General features: G+C 66.1%; 15 protein-coding genes, 2 tRNA genes and 2 pseudogenes. 8 read left to right on the top strand and 11 right to left on the bottom strand.

The genetic code is table 11. The annotated features are described in order from the left end of the window. Window positions 1-30: 30 nt before the first annotated feature. The 4 genes and pseudogenes from OG716_RS09735 to OG716_RS09750 all read right to left on the bottom strand — a co-directional run bounded on the left by OG716_RS09735 (window position 31) and on the right by OG716_RS09750 (window position 2502). Window positions 31-231: a hypothetical protein gene (locus OG716_RS09735; protein ID WP_355121398.1), complete on the bottom strand. Its 201-nt coding sequence runs from the start codon at window positions 229-231 to the stop codon at window positions 31-33. A 214-nt stretch (window positions 232-445) separates the two neighbouring features. Further along, a complete protein-coding gene (locus OG716_RS09740) occupies window positions 446-1846 on the bottom strand; it encodes an amidase (protein ID WP_405137315.1) in 1401 nt (466 codons plus the stop codon). Then, a pseudogene (locus tag OG716_RS09745) lies at window positions 1827-2042 on the bottom strand (alcohol dehydrogenase catalytic domain-containing protein); the annotation flags it as partial. The gene OG716_RS09740 and the pseudogene OG716_RS09745, both read right to left, overlap by 20 nt. Window positions 2043-2061: 19 nt before the next feature. Continuing rightward, a complete protein-coding gene (locus OG716_RS09750) occupies window positions 2062-2502 on the bottom strand; it encodes a hypothetical protein (RefSeq protein ID WP_405140306.1) in 441 nt (146 codons plus the stop codon). On the opposite strand from OG716_RS09750, the gene OG716_RS09755 reads away from it, so the two are divergent. Then, a complete protein-coding gene (locus tag OG716_RS09755; RefSeq protein ID WP_405137316.1) occupies window positions 2414-2965 on the top strand; it encodes an MFS transporter in 552 nt (183 codons plus the stop codon). The two genes, OG716_RS09750 and OG716_RS09755, sit on opposite strands and share 89 nt — an antisense overlap. A 61-nt stretch (window positions 2966-3026) precedes the next feature. Here the strand turns inward: OG716_RS09755 and OG716_RS09760 are convergent. Further along, window positions 3027-3109: transfer RNA gene (locus OG716_RS09760), tRNA-Leu, on the bottom strand. A gap of 134 nt (window positions 3110-3243) precedes the next feature. Next, the gene (gene mihF / locus OG716_RS09765; RefSeq protein ID WP_297624306.1) at window positions 3244-3558 is read right to left on the bottom strand and encodes an integration host factor, actinobacterial type; all 315 of its coding nucleotides are present in this window, start codon (window positions 3556-3558) and stop codon (window positions 3244-3246) included. Between the two features lie 251 nt (window positions 3559-3809). On the opposite strand from mihF, the gene OG716_RS09770 reads away from it, so the two are divergent. Beyond that, the gene (locus OG716_RS09770) at window positions 3810-4640 is read left to right on the top strand and encodes a hypothetical protein (protein WP_405137317.1); all 831 of its coding nucleotides are present in this window, start codon (window positions 3810-3812) and stop codon (window positions 4638-4640) included. A gap of 84 nt (window positions 4641-4724) precedes the next feature. Here OG716_RS09770 and OG716_RS09775 read toward each other — a convergent pair whose 3' ends face one another. Then, the gene (locus tag OG716_RS09775) at window positions 4725-7010 is read right to left on the bottom strand and encodes an ATP-binding cassette domain-containing protein (RefSeq protein WP_405137318.1); all 2286 of its coding nucleotides are present in this window, start codon (window positions 7008-7010) and stop codon (window positions 4725-4727) included. 127 nt (window positions 7011-7137) lie between these two features. On the opposite strand from OG716_RS09775, the gene OG716_RS09780 reads away from it, so the two are divergent. Together OG716_RS09780 and OG716_RS09785 are read left to right on the top strand one after the other, a co-directional pair. Continuing rightward, window positions 7138-7455 (top strand): hypothetical protein, encoded by a 318-nt coding sequence (locus tag OG716_RS09780; RefSeq protein WP_405137319.1) that lies wholly within the window; start codon window positions 7138-7140, stop codon window positions 7453-7455. Between the two features lie 76 nt (window positions 7456-7531). Then, window positions 7532-7614 (top strand) — tRNA-Leu (locus OG716_RS09785). 149 nt (window positions 7615-7763) lie between these two features. Here the strand turns inward: OG716_RS09785 and OG716_RS09790 are convergent. Together OG716_RS09790 and asnB are read right to left on the bottom strand one after the other, a co-directional pair. After that, a complete protein-coding gene (locus OG716_RS09790; protein WP_405137320.1) occupies window positions 7764-13871 on the bottom strand; it encodes an amino acid adenylation domain-containing protein in 6108 nt (2035 codons plus the stop codon). 247 nt (window positions 13872-14118) lie between these two features. Then, entirely contained in the window at window positions 14119-15963 is a 1845-nt protein-coding gene (asnB, locus tag OG716_RS09795; protein ID WP_405137321.1) for an asparagine synthase (glutamine-hydrolyzing), read from the bottom strand. Between the two features lie 155 nt (window positions 15964-16118). On the opposite strand from asnB, the gene OG716_RS09800 reads away from it, so the two are divergent. Together OG716_RS09800 and OG716_RS09805 are read left to right on the top strand one after the other, a co-directional pair. Next, complete coding sequence (locus OG716_RS09800) at window positions 16119-16931, top strand: helix-turn-helix transcriptional regulator (protein WP_405137322.1); 813 nt, start codon at window positions 16119-16121, stop codon at window positions 16929-16931. 121 nt (window positions 16932-17052) lie between these two features. Next, window positions 17053-17982, top strand: a complete 930-nt coding sequence (locus tag OG716_RS09805) for an SMP-30/gluconolactonase/LRE family protein (RefSeq protein WP_405137323.1) — start codon at window positions 17053-17055, stop codon at window positions 17980-17982. A 220-nt stretch (window positions 17983-18202) separates the two neighbouring features. On the opposite strand, the pseudogene OG716_RS09810 reads toward OG716_RS09805, so the two are convergent. After that, window positions 18203-18646, bottom strand: a pseudogene (locus tag OG716_RS09810) (sigma factor); the annotation flags it as partial. On the opposite strand from OG716_RS09810, the gene OG716_RS09815 reads away from it, so the two are divergent. Next, on the top strand, window positions 18577-19872 hold the full coding sequence (locus OG716_RS09815; RefSeq protein ID WP_405137324.1) for a glycosyltransferase 87 family protein: 1296 nt from the start codon (window positions 18577-18579) through the stop codon (window positions 19870-19872). The pseudogene OG716_RS09810 and the gene OG716_RS09815 sit on opposite strands and share 70 nt — an antisense overlap. A 17-nt stretch (window positions 19873-19889) precedes the next feature. On the opposite strand, the gene OG716_RS09820 is transcribed toward OG716_RS09815, so the two are convergent. Then, window positions 19890-20834 carry an aldo/keto reductase gene (locus tag OG716_RS09820; protein WP_405137325.1) on the bottom strand — a complete coding sequence of 315 codons (945 nt, stop codon included), beginning with the start codon at window positions 20832-20834 and terminating at the stop codon, window positions 19890-19892. Between the two features lie 167 nt (window positions 20835-21001). Here OG716_RS09820 and OG716_RS09825 point away from each other — a divergent pair, with 167 nt between their 5' ends. Beyond that, window positions 21002-21529, top strand: a complete 528-nt coding sequence (locus OG716_RS09825) for a TetR/AcrR family transcriptional regulator (RefSeq protein ID WP_405139617.1) — start codon at window positions 21002-21004, stop codon at window positions 21527-21529. Window positions 21530-21660 lie beyond the last annotated feature (131 nt).

Here is a 21660-nt window from a genome sequence, read left to right on the forward strand (position 1 = left end):
GCCCGGGGCATACCGGTGTCCGTGCGGTTGTCACGGACTGGGTTGCGGCAGCTCGCAGCTGGTGACCTTGGGGTTGAGACCGGTGTAGTTCAGCGGACCGGCGAGCACGGTCAGCGCGATGGTTCCGAAGTCGGCGCAGTTATTGCTCACGTGTGTGAAGTAGTCTCGCTGCCCGGCCGCCACCGCCCCGATGATGAGCCACGCGCACACCAGCAATGAACTGAGCCGCATGTCGAATCTCCCTGTGCTCGGCCGATTTCTCTCACGAGCATGCCAGAACCGGTGGGGGTGGGTTGACCACCGCCGGTCGGATGCGGATCTCCGGCCGGTCGGCGCGGCGCGCTTTCGGCCGGGATCCACATCGTTGAGGTCATCCAGCCAGCATCCGGTCGACGTCTTCGACCACCCGGATACCGGTGCGCAACTGCCGCGCGCCGGCCGATCCTCAGTACGCCAGTGTGGGAAACCGGTATGCCGCTTCGAGTTCGTACGCGGTCTCGATCAGGGTGCGCTCATCGCCGTAGGCCGCCGAGAGCTGCACGCCGATCGGCACACCCTCGGCCGCCATGCCCATGGGCAGCGAGATCGCCGGGGTACCCGCCACGTTGTTGATCGGCGTGAAGCCGGCATAGCCCGTCAGCCGATGTAGTAGCTCATCGAATTCGATTGTCGGGCTGAGGTATCCGAGCTTCGGGGTGATATGGGTGAGCACCGGCGAGAGGATCAGCTCGTGCTTGGCGAACATCCCGGCCACCGTGTCCGCGGTTTTGCGCAGCCGCCACAGCGCACCCGGTGTGTGGTGCAGCGTCGCCCGGTGATGAGCCCGCAGCCCGCGCGTGAGGCCGTCGAGCTTGCTCGAATCGAAGGAGCGATCGAAGGTGAGTTTGCCGGTGCTGGCGGCCAAATCGGCCAGCAGCGACCAGAGTTGGACAAAATCGTGCGCCCACTGCGCGGTGATCGGCAGCGCGATCGGCTCCACCCGATGTCCGGCCTGCTCCAGCAGTGTCGCGGTGTGCAGCACGGCCGCGCGGGTCTGCTCGTCGATGCCCTCGCCGATGGTCGTATCCAGTACCAGGCCGATGCGCAGTCGCCTGCGGGCCGGACCGAGCACCGTGCCGATCGGCGGCAGCGCCGGATTGCGGTGGTAGTCCTCGATGGCCGCGAGATAGGCGGCGGTATCGCGCACCGTGCGGGTCAGCACACCCTCGGAGACGATATTGATCGGCATGGTGCGCGCCATCTCGCCGTCGATATGCCGGCCCCGGCTCGGCTTGAGCCCGACCAATCCGGCACAGGCGGCCGGAATCCGAATGGACCCGCCGCCGTCATTGGCATGCGCGATGGGCACCACACCCGCCGCCACCAGCGCGGCCGACCCGCCGGAGGACGCGCCGACCGAATACTCGGTGTCCCAAGGATTGTGGACCGGCTCCTCGGTCATGAACTCCGTCGAGGGACTGAACCCGAACTCGGGCAACCGGGACTTACCGAGCACCGTCATCCCGGTGCTGAGCAGCTGCCGGGCGAACGCGCCGTCCTTGCGCGCGGGCCGCGCGCGGAATGCCTCACTGCCGTGATTGGTCGGCAGGCCGCGCACATCGGTGTTGTCCTTCACGAAGGTCGGCACACCGAACAGCGCGGCCGCCTTGTCCTCGCCGTACCGCGGATCCTCGTAGCTCGCACAGGCAACCGCATGCAGCGCCGGATCGATCTGCTGCGCCCGGGCCACGGCGGCCGCGGCCAATTCCGCGGCCGAGGTCGCGCCGGTGCGGATCGCCTCGGCCAGCGCGACCGCATCGTGACGGCCGAGCGCATCATCACCGAAGCTATCCAGACGATTGTCCATCAGCCGAGCATAGGTTCCGCACCGCATACAGGCCTTGCCAATCGAGCCCGTATTCGGCCACCTCGCGCCACCCCTCGTCGGTGGTGAGCGCATGACCGCGCCAGTCGGTCATGCCGCGGACCCGGTCGCCGACCGCGAATCCGGCGGTGCAGTAATGGACTTCGGTCACAATCCCGGCGACCTCGTGACCGGGATGGACCGGCTGAGCCCCGGAACTAGGCGTTCGCGCCGAGTACGGTGGCCGCGATGCCGGTGATCACCCGGACGGCGTCGAACAGGTCGCCTTCCGGTCCGGCCATGGTGTCGAACGTCTCGAAGCTGTTGAGGGACAGCAGGATTCGTACCCGCTGATCGGTGCTCTCCCCCGGCGAGTTCCCATCGGCGAAGGGGGCTGACAATACCGCCAGGCCTTCGGGGCGGCGCTCGTCGCGGGCGCTGATGACCGCGTGCACTTCGGCGTCGAGCGCGGCCAGCGCGCGCAGTCGCCGCATGGCGGCGCGGTCGGCCTGCCAGAAGCGCGCGAAGCAGGCAATGAATTCGGCCAGCGCCGCGAGTGGTTCGGGGTTGGTGAATGCCTTGACCAATTCGGACAGGCCGCCCACCACGCCGAGATCATCGCACACCGCTTCCAGCAGTGCGCTCCGATGTGGACGCACTGGCCGCGGCACCGGCAAGCTCAGCGACAAACACTCCCCGCGACTATTGATCCTCACCGGACTGCCGGTGGTCCTGCTCGGAATCCTCGGCCTGACCCGAATCGAGCCGGGTACCAGCGCCTTACTGGTCGTGGCAATACTGTTCGTGATCGGCCTCGGACACGGCATGATCATGCCCGCGGCCATGGGCGTCAGCTACAAAACCCTGCGGCACTCCGAGATCCCCTCGGCGACAACCGCTACCAATGTCGGTATTCGCGCGGGAAGTTCGTCCGGCGTTGCCGCGCTGCTGGTGCTTATTCAACGCAATATCGCGCATCGGACCCCCGAGGCCGACACGTTCACCCACGCGTTCAGCCAAACCTATTGGTGGGCATTGGCGATCGGTGCCGTCGCGATCCTGCCGGCGCTGATGCTGCCGCGGCAGCGCCGACCGGCCATGGCCGATACACCGCGACGTTAGGCGTTCGCGGACACAAAAAAAGCTCCGGATATTCGGTGAAGAATATCCGGAGCTTGCTTTGTGTCGAGAGGGGGACTTGAACCCCCACGTCCCTAAGGACACTAGCACCTCAAGCTAGCGCGTCTGCCATTCCGCCACCCCGACCGGGTTGCTCAGCAAGGTTATCGGATCAGCCCGCGTGGACCAAATCGTCCAGGTTGATTCGCATTCTCGCTGGTAGTCGTGGTGGAGCGGTTGCCGCCGGGTCAAAGTTCGACCCGGTCGGCGACCCTCCGAGATCAGGCTGTCAACGCCTCCAGCAGCGCAGCGCGCTGGCGAGAGCCCAGTCCGCCGATACGGCGGTCGGCGGGGATTTCCGCCTCATCCATCAATTTGGCGGCCTTGACGGGGCCGATGCCCGGAAGCGCCTTGATCACGGCCGCAACCTTCGTCTTCTTGACCAGGTCCTCGTTGTCTGCGCGCTTGAGCACCTCCGCCAGACTGACCGATCCCTGCTTGACCTGCGCGATCAACTCCGAGCGGGCCTTACGAACCGCGGCGGCTTTGGCCAGCGCCTCGGAGCGTTGTTCGGGGGTCATTGTGGGCAGAGCCATATGTCCTTACCTTTCACTCGTTCGCTGGTACGTCGGCGTCGAGTAAACATGACACCGGCCCCGCAACCGGTACGACACACCGCGTGTTCCGGCTCAACACGTCGAGCGACCTGCTGAAAGCGCTTCGCACCACAGGTCATACGACCAGAAGTTTGCTCGTATGGACACCTGGCAAATACCGGGCGCACAGGCCCGGAGGGGTACTACCGTGGGCCGCGACATCAAGGGAGCACCGGTGGAAGGCGGGGCGAATGACCGGGTTGTATCAGGACGCCGAGCGGGCGACGGACGAACCGCCACTCGGGGACAGATACGCCGGCGGCGAGCCGCTGACCTGGCACGGGGCGAAGGTTTACCCGGTGCTTTCGGAGGTGCTGGGCGACGTACCCACCACTGTCACGCTGACTTTGCGCTCGGCGCAACCGCGGCACGGTGTGCACGGACTCGGCATCGGACTGGCCGTGGAGGGCGGGCACGTACAGCTCGACGGCCGTCAACTGGGCGGGGTCGACGTCTGGAGTGATGCCATGGCCGAGGGCATCGACCTGCGGGTCTGCCCGACAGGCGCGGGCGCGGCCCTCTCGCTCACCCCGGTGTGGGTGGATGCGAACGAGGCGATCGTGTCCTGGTCCGGCAACTACGGCATGCTCATCACCCGCGAGCGCTCCTGCCTGGTCCTGCACTGCAGCACCGGTGTCGGTCCGCCCGACTTCACCGAACTGGTCGTCGAATTCGCCACCTGCCCCACCCCGCCCGATCCGATTCCGCCTGCCGAGGCCGGTCGTTACGGCGGTGCGCTCTACGACCTGGGCGTCGCCATGCACGGTCGCGGGGATGAGCTGCAGGCCTGTCAATTGTGGCGGCAGGCAGCCGATTCCGGGCATGCCGGAGCGGCGTACGACCTGGCCGTGGTCCTGCTGCGGTACGCGCAGCTGGACGAGGCCGAGCACTGGTGGCGTATGGCCGCCGACCACGGTGACGTGCGCGCCATGGCCGGGGTCGCGGAGGTGCTCGAAAGACGCGGTAAAACCACCGAAGCCCGGATCTGGCGGGCGGCGATGTCCGCCGAATCAGGCCACTGACCCTGGGAGATGCCGAAACCCGGCAGCCGCTGCCAACCGGCACGCACTGCGGCCGCGGCGGATTCGCCACGGCCGCAATGGCTCTCAGCCGCGGACGGCCGACCCCTCCCGATGCAGCCGCAGGTACTGACCGGTCAGCGAATCCGGATGCCGCAGCAGCTGCGCCGGCGTCCCGGTGAACACGATCTCGCCGCCGTTCTTACCGCCGTCCGGCCCGAGGTCGATCACCCAGTCGGCATGCGCGACCACATCCAGATCGTGTTCGATCACCACAACGGTATTACCGCGCTCCACCAGCCCGTCCATGAGCCGCAGCAGCGTATCCACATCGGACATGTGCAGCCCGGTGGTGGGTTCGTCGAGCACGTACACGGTGCCGCTGTGCTGCAATTGGGTGGCGAGTTTGATGCGCTGGCGCTCACCGCCGGACAGTGTGCTCATCGCCTGCCCCAGGCTCAGATAATTGAGCCCGACCTCATTCATGGTGCGCAACTTGGCATTCAGTGCTTTTTCGGTGAAGAACTCCACCGCATCCTCGGCCGAGAGCTCCAGCACATCGGCAATCGACTTGCCGCGCAGCGTGAGTGCCAGCACCTGCTCGGAAAACCGCCGCCCGTCACAGGATTCGCAGTGCGTGGTCACCGGATCCATATAGGCGACCTCGGTGATGATCACGCCGCGGCCCTCGCACTCGCGGCACGCACCGTCGGAATTGAAGCTGAACAGGCCAGCGGGCTCCCCCGTCGCCTTGGCGAACAGCTTGCGAATGGGATCCATCAGCCCCAGATAGGTGGCGGGTGTCGAGCGCGAGGAAGCGCCGATCGCCGATTGATCGACGAACACCGAATCCGGGTACCGCGCCATGAACTCGTCGCGAATGAGGCTGCTCTTGCCCGACCCGGCCACACCGGTGACAGCGGTGAGAATGCCGGTCGGAATCCCGACGGAAACATTCTTCAGGTTGTGTGCGCTCGCCCCGTCGATCCGCAGTTCGCCGGTGGCCGCCCGGAACGACTCCTTCACCGCGAACGTCCGCCGTAATCCCTGTCCGGTGAGCGTGTCCGCGGCCCGAAGTTCCGCGAAGCTGCCGGTGAACATGATCTCGCCGCCGTGTGTGCCCGCCCGCGGTCCGACATCGACAATATGGTCGGCGATCTGGATGACATCGGGATCGTGCTCGACCACCAGCACCGTATTGCCCTTGTCGCGCAGCGCCTCCAGCATGTGATTGAGCCGCCCGACATCGCGCGGATGCAGTCCGACACTGGGTTCGTCGAAGATGTAGGTCATTCCCACCAGCGTGCTGCCCAGGTGTTTGATCATCTTCAAACGCTGGCCCTCACCGCCGGACAGCGTCGAGGTCGCCCGGTCCAGGCTCAGATATCCGAGCCCGATATCGGCGACCCGGCTCAGTGCGACGCGAGTCGCCTCGGCCAGACCCTGCGCCGCGGGATCGGTCACCTGGTCCAGCACCTCGATCAGATCGGTGATCTGCAGTGCCGTCCACTCTGCGATATTGTGCCCATTGATCTTGGTGGCCAAGGCCTTCTCATTGAGCCGCGCACCGTGGCAGGCCGGGCACACCCCTTCGTGCAGGAACTTCTGAATCTGTTCGCGCGTCTTCTCCGACAGCCCCGAGGTGTCGCGCTTGACCCGCGACCGGGTGAATTTGTCGGCCAGGCCCTCGTAGTTGGCTTTCCAGGTCCCCTTGTTGAAAGCCAGCTCCACTTTGCCGCCGCTGCCGTGCAGCAGAGCGTGCCATTCCGCCTCGCTGAAGTCGGCGAGCTTCTTGTCCAGGTCGAAGCGCCCGGAGTTGCCGTACAACTGCCAATCTCCGCTGCCGACACCGTATCCCGGGAGCAGGATCGCGCCTTCGTTGAGTGATTTGCTCCGGTCCACGAGTTTGTCGGGATCAGCGGTGATCGTCATGCCGAGGCCGTCGCATTCGGTGCACATGCCCTGCGGGGTATTGAAGGAATAGTCGTAGACCAGTCCCGTCGAGGGTGATCCGAAGCGCGCGAACAGTGCGCGGATGAGCGCGTAGATATCGGTCATGGTTCCGACCGTCGAGCGCGGCCCGCCCCCGACCGCCTTCTGGTCGATGATCACCGGCGCGGTCAGATTCTCGATGGCCTCGGCGTGCGGGCGCTCGTACCGGGGCAGGAAGTTGAGGATGAAGGCCGGAAAAGTGGCATACAGCTGCCGCTGCGATTCGATGGCGATGGTGTCGAACACGATGGAGGACTTACCGGATCCGGACACCCCGGTGAACACGGTGATCTTGTTCTTGGGGATCTCCAGGGAGATATTGCGGAGATTGTGCTCGCGGGCGCCGAGGACCCGAATCGTTTCGGCGGAAGCAGCAGACATGCCTCAACCTTGCCATCACGTACCCCCGAAATGTGCGGGCATTTGTGACGCAAATCACACCAAATCCGGGCAATCTCAGGGTCGAGCCAGGATTGCCGATCGAGGGCGCCGCTCTACAGTGACGCTCATGAAGACCATGCGATGGACCGCCGGCGTGGCCGCCGCTGCGTTCGCCGTCACGCTGATGAGCGGCTGTAGCGAGATCAAGACAGCCGTCAATCAGGGCGGAGACACCAAGTGCACCGATTACCTCAAGCAGGATGCGAACACCCAGCGCATCACCATCACCAAGTTCATCAAGCAGCAGACGGGCAATCAGAACGAGCCCTCCGGCACCAATGTCGATCTGAGCATGGCTTCGGTCCAAGCCCTGTGCCAGGTGCAGTCCAACGCTGACACCCCGATCAAGAACGCTGACATCGCCGGCATCTTCATCAAGAAGTAATTCCGTCCGAAACCGGCCTGCACCAGCCGATTTCCGGTTTCGGCGAGCCCTCGGCTAATCTTGTCGAGGTTCACCGGTCGGGGTGGCGGAATGGCAGACGCGCTAGCTTGAGGTGCTAGTGTCCTTAGGGACGTGGGGGTTCAAGTCCCCCTCTCGACACAAGCAGTAAGCCTACGGGCGGTTTCGGATCAGTTTCAGCCGAAACCGCCCGTTTCTGTTGTCGTAGGCCAGTTCTGGTCTCAGGTGCCGGATCGAACGTCGGGGCCGGTACCGCAGCGACGGTACCGGCCTCGACATCGTTTTCGCGCCTACACGGGGAGCTGCTGCTCGAGGACGATGGGCCGGGGAAGGAATCCGGAGGCGGAGAATCGGTCCAGATAGCGGTGGATCACTGTGCGGTCGATGGCTGGGCAGTGGATGCCGTTGTGGCGCAAGGCCTCTTGTGCGTGGATGTCGGAATAGCGGGTCTGCCCTGCGAGTCCGGCGAAGGTGGGGGCAAGAAGGGCAGCGCGGGTGAGTGAGTCGTCACCGTCGGCGATATCCGCGGCAGACCGTCGTTCGAGTGTGCTGTGCACGATGTCGAACGGGGTGGTCGTGATCGGGAGGCCGTACTCGCGCAGGCAATCGAGGACGTCCCGGACCTCGAGGGGCGTCTGGTTGACCAGATGGAACACGACTTCTCGGCGCGGTTGTGCGGCGATGGCGACTATCGCGGGTGCGACGTAGTCCACTGGGACGAGTGCGACCGTGGCATCGCCGACATCCGGCGCCATGGCAAGAATCGCCGCAGCGCGGATCATGTTCCAGAACGCGTCGTCAGGGTTGTTGACTGCGGTGCGGGTGTGCCCGCAGATCGTGCCGGGCCGGTGGATGGTGATCGGGACGCCGCGCTCGCCGGCTTGCCGGACCAGTTCCTCGCCAACCCATTTCGAGATCAGGTAGCCATTGTCCTGGAGTTGATCCGCAGGCAATCGGTCGTTCTCGGTGACGAGGCCGGGGAGATGATCCGCCGGCATCGCCGCGCCGAGCGTCGAGATGAAGTGCACGCTCTTGACCCGATGGGTGGTCGCCAGTCGCAGTATCGAGCGTGTGCCTTCGACATTGGGGGCGCGCAGGCGTTCGTAGGGGTCGAGATGGTTGACTCGGGCGCCGTTGTGATAGATCGCGTCCACGTGTTCGGCGAGCTGATCGAACTGTGCGGTGGACAAGCCGAGTTGCGGGGCGGACAGGTCCGCGGGCAGCGCGGTCACCCGATCGCCGACTTGGTCGGCGGGCAGCCCGAATTGCGCGAGCGACTCGGTGATCCGCCGCAGCGCGGCTTGGTCGTCACGGGCGCGCACCAGGCACCACACTCGAGCGTCGGTGCTGCTCAGCAATTCGTGGAGCAGGTGTACGCCCAGGAATCCGGTGGCCCCGGTGAGCAGGACGTCGGCGTCGGGTCCTGCTCGGCGGGGCGCGCATGCGGCCGCGGTGATCGTGGGCTCGAGGATGGCGTCGGCGGCGGGTGTGCGGGGAGCGTGTGGCTTCCGAGCGCCGTTGAGATAGCCAGCGATCCCGGCAACCGTGGGCGCGTTGAGGATTGCCGACATCGGTACGTCGCGCCCGAGTTGTTCGGAGAGTCTCTGATGCAGCAGGAATATCAGTAGAGACGATCCGCCGAGGTCGAAGAAGTCATCCGCCATACCGACGTCCGGCACGTCGAGCACCTGCGAGAACGCCTGGGCGATGGCCGCCTCCAGCGCGGTGCGCGGTGCCACGGCGCTGTCGCCGGTGAACCGCGGTACGGGGAGGGCGGCACGATCGAGCTTGCCGCTGGTGTTGACCGGCAGCGCGGACAGGACCAGCACTGTCGAGGGGACCATATATCCGGGTAGCCGAGTGGATACATTGCGGCGCAAGTCTTTCGAGTCGACCCTCGCTCCGGGCCGGGGTACGACGTAGCCGATGAGGCGGGCGTCGGCGTCGGACCTGTGCACCGTGACAGCCGCTTGAGCAACGTCGGCGTCTTCGAGCAACGCGGCTTCGATCTCACCGAGCTCGATGCGCTGTCCGCGAATCTTGACCTGAAAATCGGTGCGCCCCAGATACTCGAGCATATCGTCGGTTCGCCGCCGGGCCAGATCACCACTGCGGTACATCCGTGTGCCCGGCGGGCCGAACGGGTCGGCGACAAATCTGCTCGCGGTGAGCCCGGGCGCACGGTGATAGCCCCTGGCGAGTTGCACGCCGGTGAGCATCAGCTCGCCCGGCACAGCGGGCAGCGCGGTGTGCAGCCGGGAATCCAGTACCCGGCATCGGGAATTCCAGACCGGAACACCTATGGCAACGGTCGGTGCGCACAGGTCGTTGTCGTCCACCCGATGTTCGGTGATGCTCACCGCGGCTTCCGTGGGCCCGTAGAGGTTGTGCAATTCCGCAGGACAGAGCTGGGCGAATGCCCGGGCGGTGTCCGGCGCCAGTGCCTCCCCGATGACGAATACCGCGCGCAGCGAACGCAATTGGTGGGATCGGGCCGATCGCGCGAGGAGGGCGAGCATGGTGGGAACGAAGTCGGTCAGCGTGACCTGGTGGGTGGCGATGAGATGGCTGATCGCGTGTGGGTCTCGGTGTTCTTCTGGTCCGGCCAGGACCAGCCGTGCGCCCGCCGACAGCGGAAGAAAATACCCCCAGAGCGAGACGTCGAAGGTGGCTGCGGTTTTGTGCAGGTAGACATCGTGTGGTTCGACTCGGTAGCGGGTGCGCATCCAGGTCAGCTGGTTGACGATGGCGTCATGGGTGACCACAACACCTTTGGGACGGCCGGTCGAGCCGGACGTGTAGATCACGTAGGCGGGGTTGTCACCGCGCAGTGGGGCGAGACGCTCGCGGTCGGATATCGGTCCCGCGGCGAATGCGGTCAGGTCCAGGTCGTCGACGGCATGCGGGCCCCCGAGACCGAATCGGTCCGCGGTTGTCGTCAGAATGCATTGCGGCGCAGCGGAGTCCAGAATGTAGGTGTTGCGCTCGTCGGGGTGGTCGGGATCGATCGGCACCCAGGCCCCACCGGCTTCGGCGACCGCGTACAGCGCCACGACCTGATCGATCGAACGGCGCATGGCCACTGCCACAATCGATTCCGGCCCGATCCCCCGGCCGATGAGCCAGCGTGCCAGGCGGGTGACCCGATCGCGGAGGTGGCCGTAGCTGATCGACTCCGGGCCGCTGACCACGGCGATCGTGTCCGGGCGATCGGCGGCCTGCCGCGCCAGGGCCGCGGTCAGTATTTCGGGCGGGAGCCGATGATCGAGGTAGGTGGGATCGCCGCGGTCCTCGGCATCGGTGAGCGCCAGATCGCCGACCGGTGTCCACGCGTCCTGCAGGATCGAGCGCAGCAACCGAAGGTAGGCGTCCAGAAACCGCCTGACCGTCTCTCGATCGAACAGATCCGTGCTGTAACCGAATCGGATCCCGATCGGCCCGAGGGATCCGTCGGGTTCGCGAGAGTCGATGACGCCGATGTGCAGATCGGTCTTCACCGTCTCGGCCTCGACGTCGAACAGCGACAGTCCCGTGTCGGGGATGTCCAGTTGGGCGCGGGTGAAGTTCTGGAATGCGAATCCGACCTGGTAGAGCGGGTGCCGACCCGGTGATCGCCGCGGATCGACCGCATCCACGACATGTTCGAAGGGCACCTCGGAGTGAGCGAAATTGGCCAGGTCGCGGTCTCTGGTCCGCGCCAGCAGCGCGGAGAAGGTTTCGGTGAGGTCCACGCGAGTTCGGGACACAGTGGTGTTGACGAACATTCCGACCACACCGTCGAGCGCCGGTTCGGCGCGGATCGTCATCGGGACGCCGATCGCGATGTCGGTCGTGGCCGACAATCGAGCGAAAAGGACCGCCAGCGCGGTGCGCATCACCATGAACAGACTCGCGTTCCGGCTGCGGGCGAAGCCCAGTAGCTCGGTGTGTTCGGCGGGGGGCACCAGGGCATCGAGTGTCGCACCGCGCAGTGAGGCGACCGCGGGCCGGGGTCGATCGGCGGGCAGATCGAGCTGCTCGGGCAGGCCGTCGAGTTCTCGACTCCAGTACCGGAGTTGTTGTGACAAGAGGGAATCGGTGTCCTCGCGGGAGCCGAGGAGTTGTTGTTGCCACAGAGCGTAGTCGGCATATTGGACGGTCACCGGTTGCCAGTGCGGTGCACTGCCCGCGTGCCGGGCGGCATAGGCCTGCGCCATATCGGCGGCCAGTGGAGCCAGGGAGGAGCCGTCCGCGCAGATATGGTGCACCGCGCACACGAGGATGTGCTCATCGGGCGTACGCAGCAGCCGAATCCGCAGCGGCACTTCGGCGGTGACGTCGAAGCCTTGGCGCAGGATGCGATGCACAAGTGCGGACGCCTCCTCGGTGCCGACATCGAGGAGGGCGAAGCGATCGGCGACGGCGCCCGGGTCCAGGATCACCTGATGGGGGCCGGCGCCGTCGGCGGGATACCGCGTGCGTAGCGCCTCGTGGCGGGTTACCACGTCGATGAGCGCGGCCTGCAGCGCTTCGCTGTCGATACCGTTCAGCCGGAGGGCGAAGCCGATATTGTCGACCGCCGAGCCGGTGTCGAACTGGTTGCGCAACCAGAAGCGTAGTTGGTTCGGCGACAAAGGAATTCGATCCGGTCGCACGCCTGCCACCAGTGGCGCTCGGGCCGCGTCGAAGTGCTGGGATCGGATGGCTTTGGTCAGTGTGGCGATGGTGGGATGCTCGAAGAGCAACTGGGTGGGGATCTGCGTCTTCCAGATCTGGCTCAATCGAGCCGCGACCTGGGTCGCCAGCAGTGAGTTGCCGCCGGCGGCGAAGAAATCGGTATCGCTGCTCAGGTTCTCGTGTCCGAGCACCTGCGCGAAGACGTCGGTGACCGCTTGTTCTCCGACGCTGGAGGGAAGGCCGGATGCGGTGGGTTGTGCCACCGGGAGGGCACGAAGTGCCGCGCGATCGATCTTTCCGGTGGGCGTGAGCGGGAATTGATCCAGCACGGTCACCGAATTCGGCAGCATATAGGCCGGTAATCGAGTGGCGAGCGCGGCCAGGATATCCGTGGATCGGATGGGCAGGTCCGCGTGTCCGCGCACGAAGGACACGAGTTCGGTAGCGCCGGCGGCGGTGGTGCGATCGACGGTCGCCGCGTCCACGACGCCGGACAGACCGGTGAGAACGGCGTCGATCTCGCCGAGTTCGATGCGCCGGCCGCGGACCTTGACTTGATCGTCGATCCGGCCGATGTATTGCAGTTCGCCGGAATTGTTGCGGCGCACCAAATCTCCGGTGCGATACATCCGGTCGCCCGCCGCGCCGACCGGGTCCGGTACGAATCGCGCTGCGGTCGCTTCCGGGTGACCGGTGTATCCGCGGGCGAGACCGCGGCCGGCCACATACAACTCGCCGATCGCACCGACGGGGGTGGCTCGCAATCGGGAATCCAGAATGCGATGGTCCGCACCCTCGACGGGAGCGCCGAGGGTGACGGTGTCCGCAGCGCGCAGCGGGCCGCTCAGGGTGGTGGCGATGGTGGTCTCGGTGGGGCCGTACGCATTGTGGAACCGGCGCCCCGGCGTGGCCCACTGCCGAAGCAGCGACGGCGGACACGGCTCCCCGCCGACGACGACGGTGCCGAGATCGTCGAGTCCGGTTGGCTGGATGGTCGCCAGGACCGAAGGCGTGAGGAAGGCGTGGGTGATCCGGTGCCGGTGCAGAAAGGCGGCGAGGTCTGCGCCACCGAGGATCGTGGGCGGGGCGATCACCATGGCAGCTGTCGATCCGATCGCAAGCAGCAACTCGAGAATCGAGGCATCGAAGCTGGGTGAGGCGAAGTGCAGAACGCGTGCGGTGGAGGTGATGTCGAGCGTGGTTTGCAGTTGAGCGCACAAACCCGGCAGACCGGTATGGGTGACGCCGACGCCTTTCGGTCGCCCGGTCGAGCCGGAGGTGTAGGTGAGGTAGGCGATATTCGAGGTACGCAAGCGTGCACGTCGATCGAGGTAGGAGATCGCGCTGACAGATTCCTGGGCGAGGTCCTCCAGCAGGTGCGGGTCGTCGGTTGCCAGCCAATGGACCCCGTCGGGGAGATTGGGTAAGGAGCGCCGATCGGTGATTCCGTAGGTGCACGCACTGTCCGTGAGTTGGTACTCGATGCGTGCGCGTGGATAGGACGGGTCGATCGGCACGAAGGCGGCGCCGGTTTTGGCGATCGCCCAGATCGCTGCGATCGAGTCGACCGATCGAGCCAGGACGACGGCCACGCGGTCTTCGGGTCCGACGCCCAGCGTGCACAACCGGTGTGCCCACTGGTTGGTGAACGCGTCGAGCGCGCGGTAGGTCAGCTCGACCTCCTCGGTGCGCACGGCGATCGCGTCAGGATCGCGTTCGACCGCGGCAGCCAGCTGAGACACCAGACTCCGGTTGCCTATCGCGCCGCGATCCCTGCGGGCTGAGTGGGCCTTGGGTACACGGGTGCCATCATGCATTTATCGTCCTGCCGAGGGATGAGCGGAAATTATTGCTGATGCTACGACCGATACCGGTGTCCGCTCTTGCCATTCGGGAGAAGTGCTGCGGCGTTTGCCCAGTCGTCGATCAGGGGCAAGCTGTCGAGGCAGGAATTCCTGCCTCGACAGCTTGCTTTTTCCACCGAGTCGGTCAGTCCAGCTGCAGCTCGGGTGAATACATGTCCAGCCAGGTGTGCAGGTCTATCGCCCGGTCGAGTCCGACGCGGGTGTGGCTCTCCAGTGTGGCCGGGTCCTGGATTACGGCTCCCTCCAGCCACGCTCGATCGACCAGATCGAACAGGGCCGAATCACGCTCGGTGAGCAGCTCTTTCGCCAGCTGTTGCAGATTGGCCGCGTAGCCGGGGTCCTGAGTCGAGGGGTAGGGGCTCTTCACCCGCTGTGCCACCGAGTGGGGCAGCACATGTTTGGTCGCGTGCCGCAGCAGACTCTTCTCGCGCCCGTCGAAGGTCTTCATCGACCACGGTGTGTTGTAAACGTATTCGACGAGCCGGTGATCGCAGAACGGCACCCGCACCTCCAGACCGACGGCCATGGACGCGCGGTCCTTGCGATCGAGCAGCGCGCGCACGAACCGGGTCAGATGCAGATGACAGACGGTGCGCATGCGATGTTCGATCTCGGATTCGCCGTCCAGATGCTCGACCTCGGCGACGGCGGTCAGATATTGGTCGCCGATATAGGTCTCGATATCGAGCCGCTCGCGCAGCCGCGGATTGAGCACCTGCAGACTGGACTCACCGGCCAGCGGGTTGCTGAACGCCATCCACGGAAAGGTGTCGGCCTTGACGGCCACCTCGTCGTGGAACCAGCGGTAGCCGCCGAAGACCTCATCGGCGGACTCACCCGACAGCGCCACGGTCGACTGCGCGCGAATCGCCTTGAACAGCAAATACAGTGACGTATCCATATCGCCGAGACCGGCGGGAATATCGCGGGCGGCGATGACGGCCCGCCGGACCGATAGATCCGACAACTGTGCCGGATTCAGCACCACATTCTCGTGCGCGGACCGCACCAGCGCCGCCACCTCCCGCACGAACGGTGAATCGGGGGTATCGCGCATCTCGTCGGGGACGAAGTTCTCCTCCTGGTCGGCATAGTCCACCGAGAACGTGCGCAATTGTTCGCCCTGCTGTGCGAGCCTGGCGGCCGCCAGCCCGGTGATGGCGCTGGAATCGAGTCCGCCGGAGAGCAGTACGCACCGGGGCACATCCGCGATGAGCTGCCGGTCGACGATATCGGTGAGCAGCTCGCGCACCTTCGCTACGGTGTCGTCGCGACTGTCGGTGTGCTCGACCGCATTCAGGCGCCAGTAGGTGCGCGGGTGAATGCCGTTGCGGTCCACCGTGATCAGCGTTCCGGGCAGTACCTCGCGCATATCCTTCCACAGCGACCAGCCCGGCGCCTTGGTGAGCGTGAACAGCTCCCGCAGACCGTCCAGGTCAACCGCCCTGCGCGCCAGCGGATTTGCCAGAATGGCCTTCGGTTCCGATCCGAACAGCACCCCGTCGCGAGTCGGGTAGTAGTAGAACGGTTTGATGCCCATCCGGTCGCGCACCATGACCAGCGTTTCGGTGCGCTGATCCCAGATGGCGAAGGCGTACATGCCATTGAGGTGGTCGACAACGCTTGTGCCCCACTGCAAATAGCCGCGTAGCACCACCTCGGTATCACTGTCGGTGTCGAAGGTGTGGCCCAGCCCGGTGAGTTCGGTGCGCAACTCCCGGAAGTTGTAGGTCTCACCCGAGTACACCAGCCCCACCTCGCCCGCGGGCGTGCGCACACCCATGGGCTGGGCCCCGCCGGGCAGATCGATGATCGCGAGCCGTCGATGCCCGAGTGCGCCGTGGGTGTGCACGAAGGTGCCGCGGCCGTCCGGACCGCGGCAGGCCATGGTTTCCGTCATTGCTTCGAGGATCTGCTGTTCCTGGGTGAGATCGGAATCGAATGCCACCCAGCCGGTAATACCGCACATTCCACAGCCTCCTAGATAGTTAGCTTATGCAATTACTAGTAACCCTGTTGTAACACAACGGGACTCGCGCGCGCCAGGGTTCGGGCGACGAGCGCAGGGCTGCTATCGAGTAGCTCGGGGCACGTCACACCGGGTCGCGGCCTAGCCTGGGCGGCATGACGGACAACCTGCTCGGCGACTTCCTGCGTGCGCGGCGGGCAAGTGTGCGCCCCGGCGAGATCGGGCTGGTCTCCTACGGCCGGCGCCGGGTCGCCGGGCTGCGCCGCGAGGAGGTCGCCGAGTCGGCCGGGATGAATACCGACTACTACACGCGTCTCGAACAAGGGCGCGAGCGCCATCCCTCCGCACAGATGCTCGATGCGCTGAGCCGGGCGCTGCTGCTGAATGTGGCACTGCGCGACCACCTCTACCGGCTCGCGGGCGTCGCCATGCCGGGGCAGCCGGTAGAGGTGGTCGGTCCGGTGCTGCGGCAAATTCTGGAAAGTTATCTGGCCGCACCGGCTTTCGTCCTGAATCCGGCCATGGACATCCTCGCCACCAATGCGATGGCCGACGCGTTCTTCTCGGTATATCCGCGCATCGACAATCTGGCGCGCATGACCTTCCTCGAGCCGGTCAGTCCGCAGTTCTGCGTCGACTGGACCTGGACCTGCCAGGCGATCGTGGCAGCGTTCCGGCAAGTCGGGGCCATGTATCCGGACGATTCGCGACTACAGCTGGTGATCGACGAATTGAATTCTGCCAGTGTCGAATTCGCCGAGCTCTGGCGTTCGTACACGTTGTGCGCCGCGACCACCGATCCCCGGGAATTCCGCCACCCCGAGGTCGGCCTGCTTCGACTGACCTACCAGTCCTTCGATGTGCGCGGGGCCGCCGGCCAGCGCCTGATGCTGTATCAGCCCGAGCCCGGCCCCACCGTCGAAGCACTGGCCCGGCTCGGCCTGCGCACCGCGCGCTGCGCCGACTGAATTCGACGGTGAACCGTGCCTGGGTGCCGTGCACCCAGGCATAGAATCCGCGACTGTACCTACCATGCATGGACCCGCTGCGAGCGTTCTCGCGGCAACCACTCGAACCGCAGGAGAGCTCGTGCCGGATTCGCGGCCGAACCACCCCCATGTCCGCAACCGCTTCCGGTATCGCGGGGTCGCTTCGTCCTGTGCCGCGTTCGTGGCTCTGACGGCCGCCGGTGTCGCCGCACCCGCCGCCGCGCACGCCGAATCCCCGGCCTGCTCCCCCGCCGCCGCGACCACGGTCACCGGGCCGGACATCCCGTTCGTCGACTGGGCCGAGAACCTCGGCTACGACGCGCAGGGCAACCTCTGGGTATCGCGGCTCTATCGAAATGTGGTGCAGCGCTACGACTCGGTGGGCAAGGTCACCGCGTCCGTCTCGGTGACTTCGCCGGGTGCGATCCGCCTCGGTCCCGATCACCTGATGTATGTCGTGTACGGCGACACCACGCTGAACATGCTGCCCGGCACGCACAACAGCGGCATCGTGCGATTCGACCCCACCGCCGCCGCGCCCGCACCCGAGGTCTTCGTCGACGGTCTCGGCATGGCGAACGGCGCCGCATTCGACGCCACAGGCAATCTCTACATCGCCGACACCACCTCCGGTGTCGTCCGCGTCCGCAACGACGGCACCATCGACGCCGATTGGACCGCACAGGCGAAGACGTTCGGCGTCAACGGTGTAGCCGTCGACGGCGATTCGGTCTACACCACCGTCTATCTGAGCCCGCAGGGGCGCATCCTGCGTATCCCGGTCGATGCGCCCTCGGCGCAGAGCACCGCCGCGGACCTGGGCCTGGCCGACGACCTCACCACCGGCCCCGGCGGATTCCTCTACGTCGCCACCACCGCGGGCACCCTGGTCCGCGTCGACCCCGGCACCCACACCGCCTGCACCGTGCTGACCGGCAGCCCGATGGCTGCGGTGGTACCGGTCCCGGGCACTGATGACCTGATGGTTGCCACCGGACGCGGCGACGTGCTCCGCGTCCACCTCGGCTGAGGCGAGTTAGCGGGGTTTGTCCGAACGGCAGCCCGAAAATATCGTGCAGGACGAAGGCCGGCCGTTCCGGTCGCGCCAGCTCCGCCGGCACCTGCAAAGCCAGTCCCACCGAATCGGCCAGCAGCACCCGCAGTTCCGGATCGGTCGAATCGTCGCGGCCGAGTACCAGATCCGGCATGCGGACCTCGAGCGGCTCCTCGCGCCGCGCGGTCCGGGTGCGGAGCATGTCCAGGCACAACCGGCTGACCACGGTGGTCAGCCGGCCGGGCAGATTGCCGATCTCGCCGGTATCGGTGCGGGCCAGCCGAAGCCACGCCTCCTGCACGGCGTCATCGGCTTCCGCCAGCGAACCGAGCATGCGATAGGCCACCGATTTCAAGCGCGGGCGCTGCCCCTCGAACTCGGCTGCCGGCAGGTCGAGACGCGTCACGATCACACTCCCTGTCGACGGGTGACTCATAGTGCTGACGAATCGCAGGCGCGAAAGGTGACACGCCAGGTCCACGCGCTGCACGCGGCCGCCGCCTGGCGGGCACGGAGCTGTGTCACTACGGTGGGGCGGGTTATAGGTAGCACTCTGCAGTGGGGATAGGTATGGCGTTGTCGACGATCGAGCAGGTGACAGCCGTGAATCGCGGTGTGCCGCAACGGCGCACGATTCCATCGGCGGTGGTCTGGGTGGTGGCGCTACTGGGCGCCGCGGCGGGCGGTTACTATCTGCACCAGGTACTGGCCGCACCGCGGACCATGATGCACCTGGTCGATCTCGGCACCTATCAGATCGCCGCGCAGCGCGTGACAGATGGTGTTTCGGTCTATGACACCCCGCTGCGCGGACACACCCGCGGTGTCTGGGAGTTCGTCTACTCACCGTTCGGCGCACTGCTGTTCGTACCTCTGGTGGCGTTGCGCGGTGCCTGGTTCACCTGGATCGGCGCGCTCGGCAATTTCGCCATGCTGGCCGGGTCGATGTGGGCGGCGCTGTCGGTCCTGGGCTATCGGCGGGATCGGCGGCTCGTGGTGCTGGGCCTGTCGATCGCCGGCCTGCTCATGCTGTGCGAGCCGATTCGGGAGACCATGGCCTTCGGGCAGGTCAATATTCTGCTGCTGCTGCTCGTGCTGGCGGATATGGCGCTGCCCGATTCCTCGCGCTGGAAGGGTGTGCTGACCGGCATTGCCGCCGGAATCAAGCTGACCCCGGTGTTCTTCGTGCTCTATTTCCTGGTGACGCGCCGATACCGGGCCGCTGCCACCGCGGTCGGTTCGCTCGTGGCCACCATGATGGTGGGTCTGGCTGTGCTGCCCAAGGATTCGGTGACGTTCTGGGGCGGCGCCTTCGACGATCCGGCGCGAGTGGGTGTTCCGACAAACCCGCAGAACGAGTCGCTGCGCGGCATGATCGCCCGTTCCCTGGGCGCCCACGAGCTCCAATTGCTGTGGCTCGCAGGCGCCCTCGCCATCACCGTGGTCTGCCTGCTGCTGGCGCGGCGGCTGTCGGCGACCGGGCGCGAACTGCCCGCGATCGTGCTGTGCGGACTGACCACCACCGTGGTCTCGCCCTACAGCTGGATTCACCACTGGGTGTGGATCGCACCGCTGCTGGTCTACCTGGGTGATCTCGCCTTGCGCCGCCGCGGAATCGTGGCGCCGCTGGGGCTGGTGGCGGTCTTCCTGGTCACCTCCGGTGGCGCGTTCGACCTGGTCGGCATCCACTTCGGCAGTGTTTTCGACTTTCCGAACCGCAGCCCGTTCGCTTTCTTCGACCACAATGCCTACATCTGGCTGACACTCGCGCTGTTCGCGGCGACGGCCCTGTGGTTGCGGCGGTCCGAGGCGTCGAATCGTCGTGACTCGGCGCTCGAACCTGATCTGGTCGGTTCTCGAAACTGATCGAAATGCGCTGTGGCTCAGCCGAGCCGGATGTCGTTCGAGAATGATTCGGCCGCATCCAGCGCGGCGAGGGCAGCGTCGTCCAGCGGGATCGTTCCGGCGGCGACATTGGCCTCGAGATGGCCGATATCGGCGGTACCGGGAATCAGCAGCACATTCGGCGCGTGATGCAGTAGCCATGCCAGGCCGACCTGCGCGGGTGTGCGGTCCAGCGCCTGCGCGGCGGTGATGACGGCCGGGGCATCGGTCACCTTCGGCAGACCCGGAAAAGCGCTGCCCAGTGGGAAATACGGCATCCAGGCGATGCCTTCGGCGGCGCACAGGTGCAGCATGTCCTCATCGCCGCGCATCACCAGGCTGTAGGCGTTCTGCACGCACACGATCCCCGCCGGAAGGGCTCGGCGCAGCCCGTCGAGCGTCACGCTGCTCAGGCCGATCCCGCCGATCTTGCCCTCCTCGCGCAGCGTGATCAGCGCCGCGAGCTGGTCGTCCAGGTCCACCACCTGGTCACCCTCGGCCCGCAGGCCGGGCCCGGCGTCCAGGCGGCGCAGGTTGACCACCGGAATCTGTTCCAGGCCGAGCGACGTCAGATTGTCCTCGACGCTGGCCCGCAGCTGGTCGGGCTGCTGGGCCGGGCGCAGCCGAATACGACCGCCGGGATTGGGGTCGGCGCCCACCTTGCTCACGACGACAACACCGTCGTCAGCGCTGAATGCGTCGCGAATGAGCCCGTTGACGAACCCGAACCCGTAGAACTCGGCGGTGTCGACATGGTCGACGCCGAGTTCCACCGCACGCCGCAGCAGTGCGATCGCGGCGTCGCGGTCATCGTGCAGGCGCTCCAATTGCATTGCGCCGTAACCGATGCGGGAGACCGTATGCCGCCCGAGGGTCCCGTTGCCACCGGCGCGCGGAACACCGGCGGCTGTGAGCTGGGCGGACGGTGTGTTGTTCACGCTCATGGCTGTTCTTTCCGTATGAGACGATGAGATAAGCGGAGGAGCCTCCGTTACTTTGAGCGTACCACTGAACCGGAGGGGCCTCCGATTTGAAACCGAGCAACACCCCACCCAGCGCCGAGGACCCCGCCGCGACGCCCAGAACCACCCGCACCCCGCGCACCGACTCCGTGCGCAACCGCGACAAACTCCTCGCCGTCGCCCGGACCGCCTTCGCCGCGGCCGCCGGTCCCGTCTCACTCGAGGGCGTCGCCCGCGAAGCCGGTGTCGGCATCGGCACCCTCTACCGGCATTTCCCGACCCGCGAAGACCTGGTCGAGGCCGTCTACGCCACCCAACTCGACGAGGTCACCGACAGCGCCGCCGCCCTCCTCCGCGAACTCCCCCCGGACGCCGCCCTCCGAGCCTGGATGGGCAAGTACGCCACCTTCTTCACCACCAAGCGCGGCATGATCGACACCCTCCGGGCCGGCTGGGCCACCGGCCGCATCACCACTCCGAACACCCGCGAACGCATTACCGCCGCCATCGCCACCCTCCTGACCGCCGGCGCCGAAACCGATTCCCTCCGAATCGATATCAACCCCGACGACCTCACCCTCATGCTCCTGGGAATCTGCACCGCCGCCGGCGATGCCCCCGACCAGGTAGACCGCCTCCTGGACCTGGTCATGGACGCCCTGCGCACCGCCGACTAGCCCGCCCGCCTCGATCGGGTCGAGGTTCGTTCGACAGCGGCAGTGAGTATCGTTCCGGCAGCACGAGATTGACGGCTCAGGTGCCGACCGATTCGGCCGGGATCACAGGGAGCGCGGGGTGGTGCCAGCCT

Origin of the sequence: Nocardia sp. NBC_01388 (assembly GCF_045040085.1) — a bacterium.
GTDB lineage: Bacteria > Actinomycetota > Actinomycetes > Mycobacteriales > Mycobacteriaceae > Nocardia.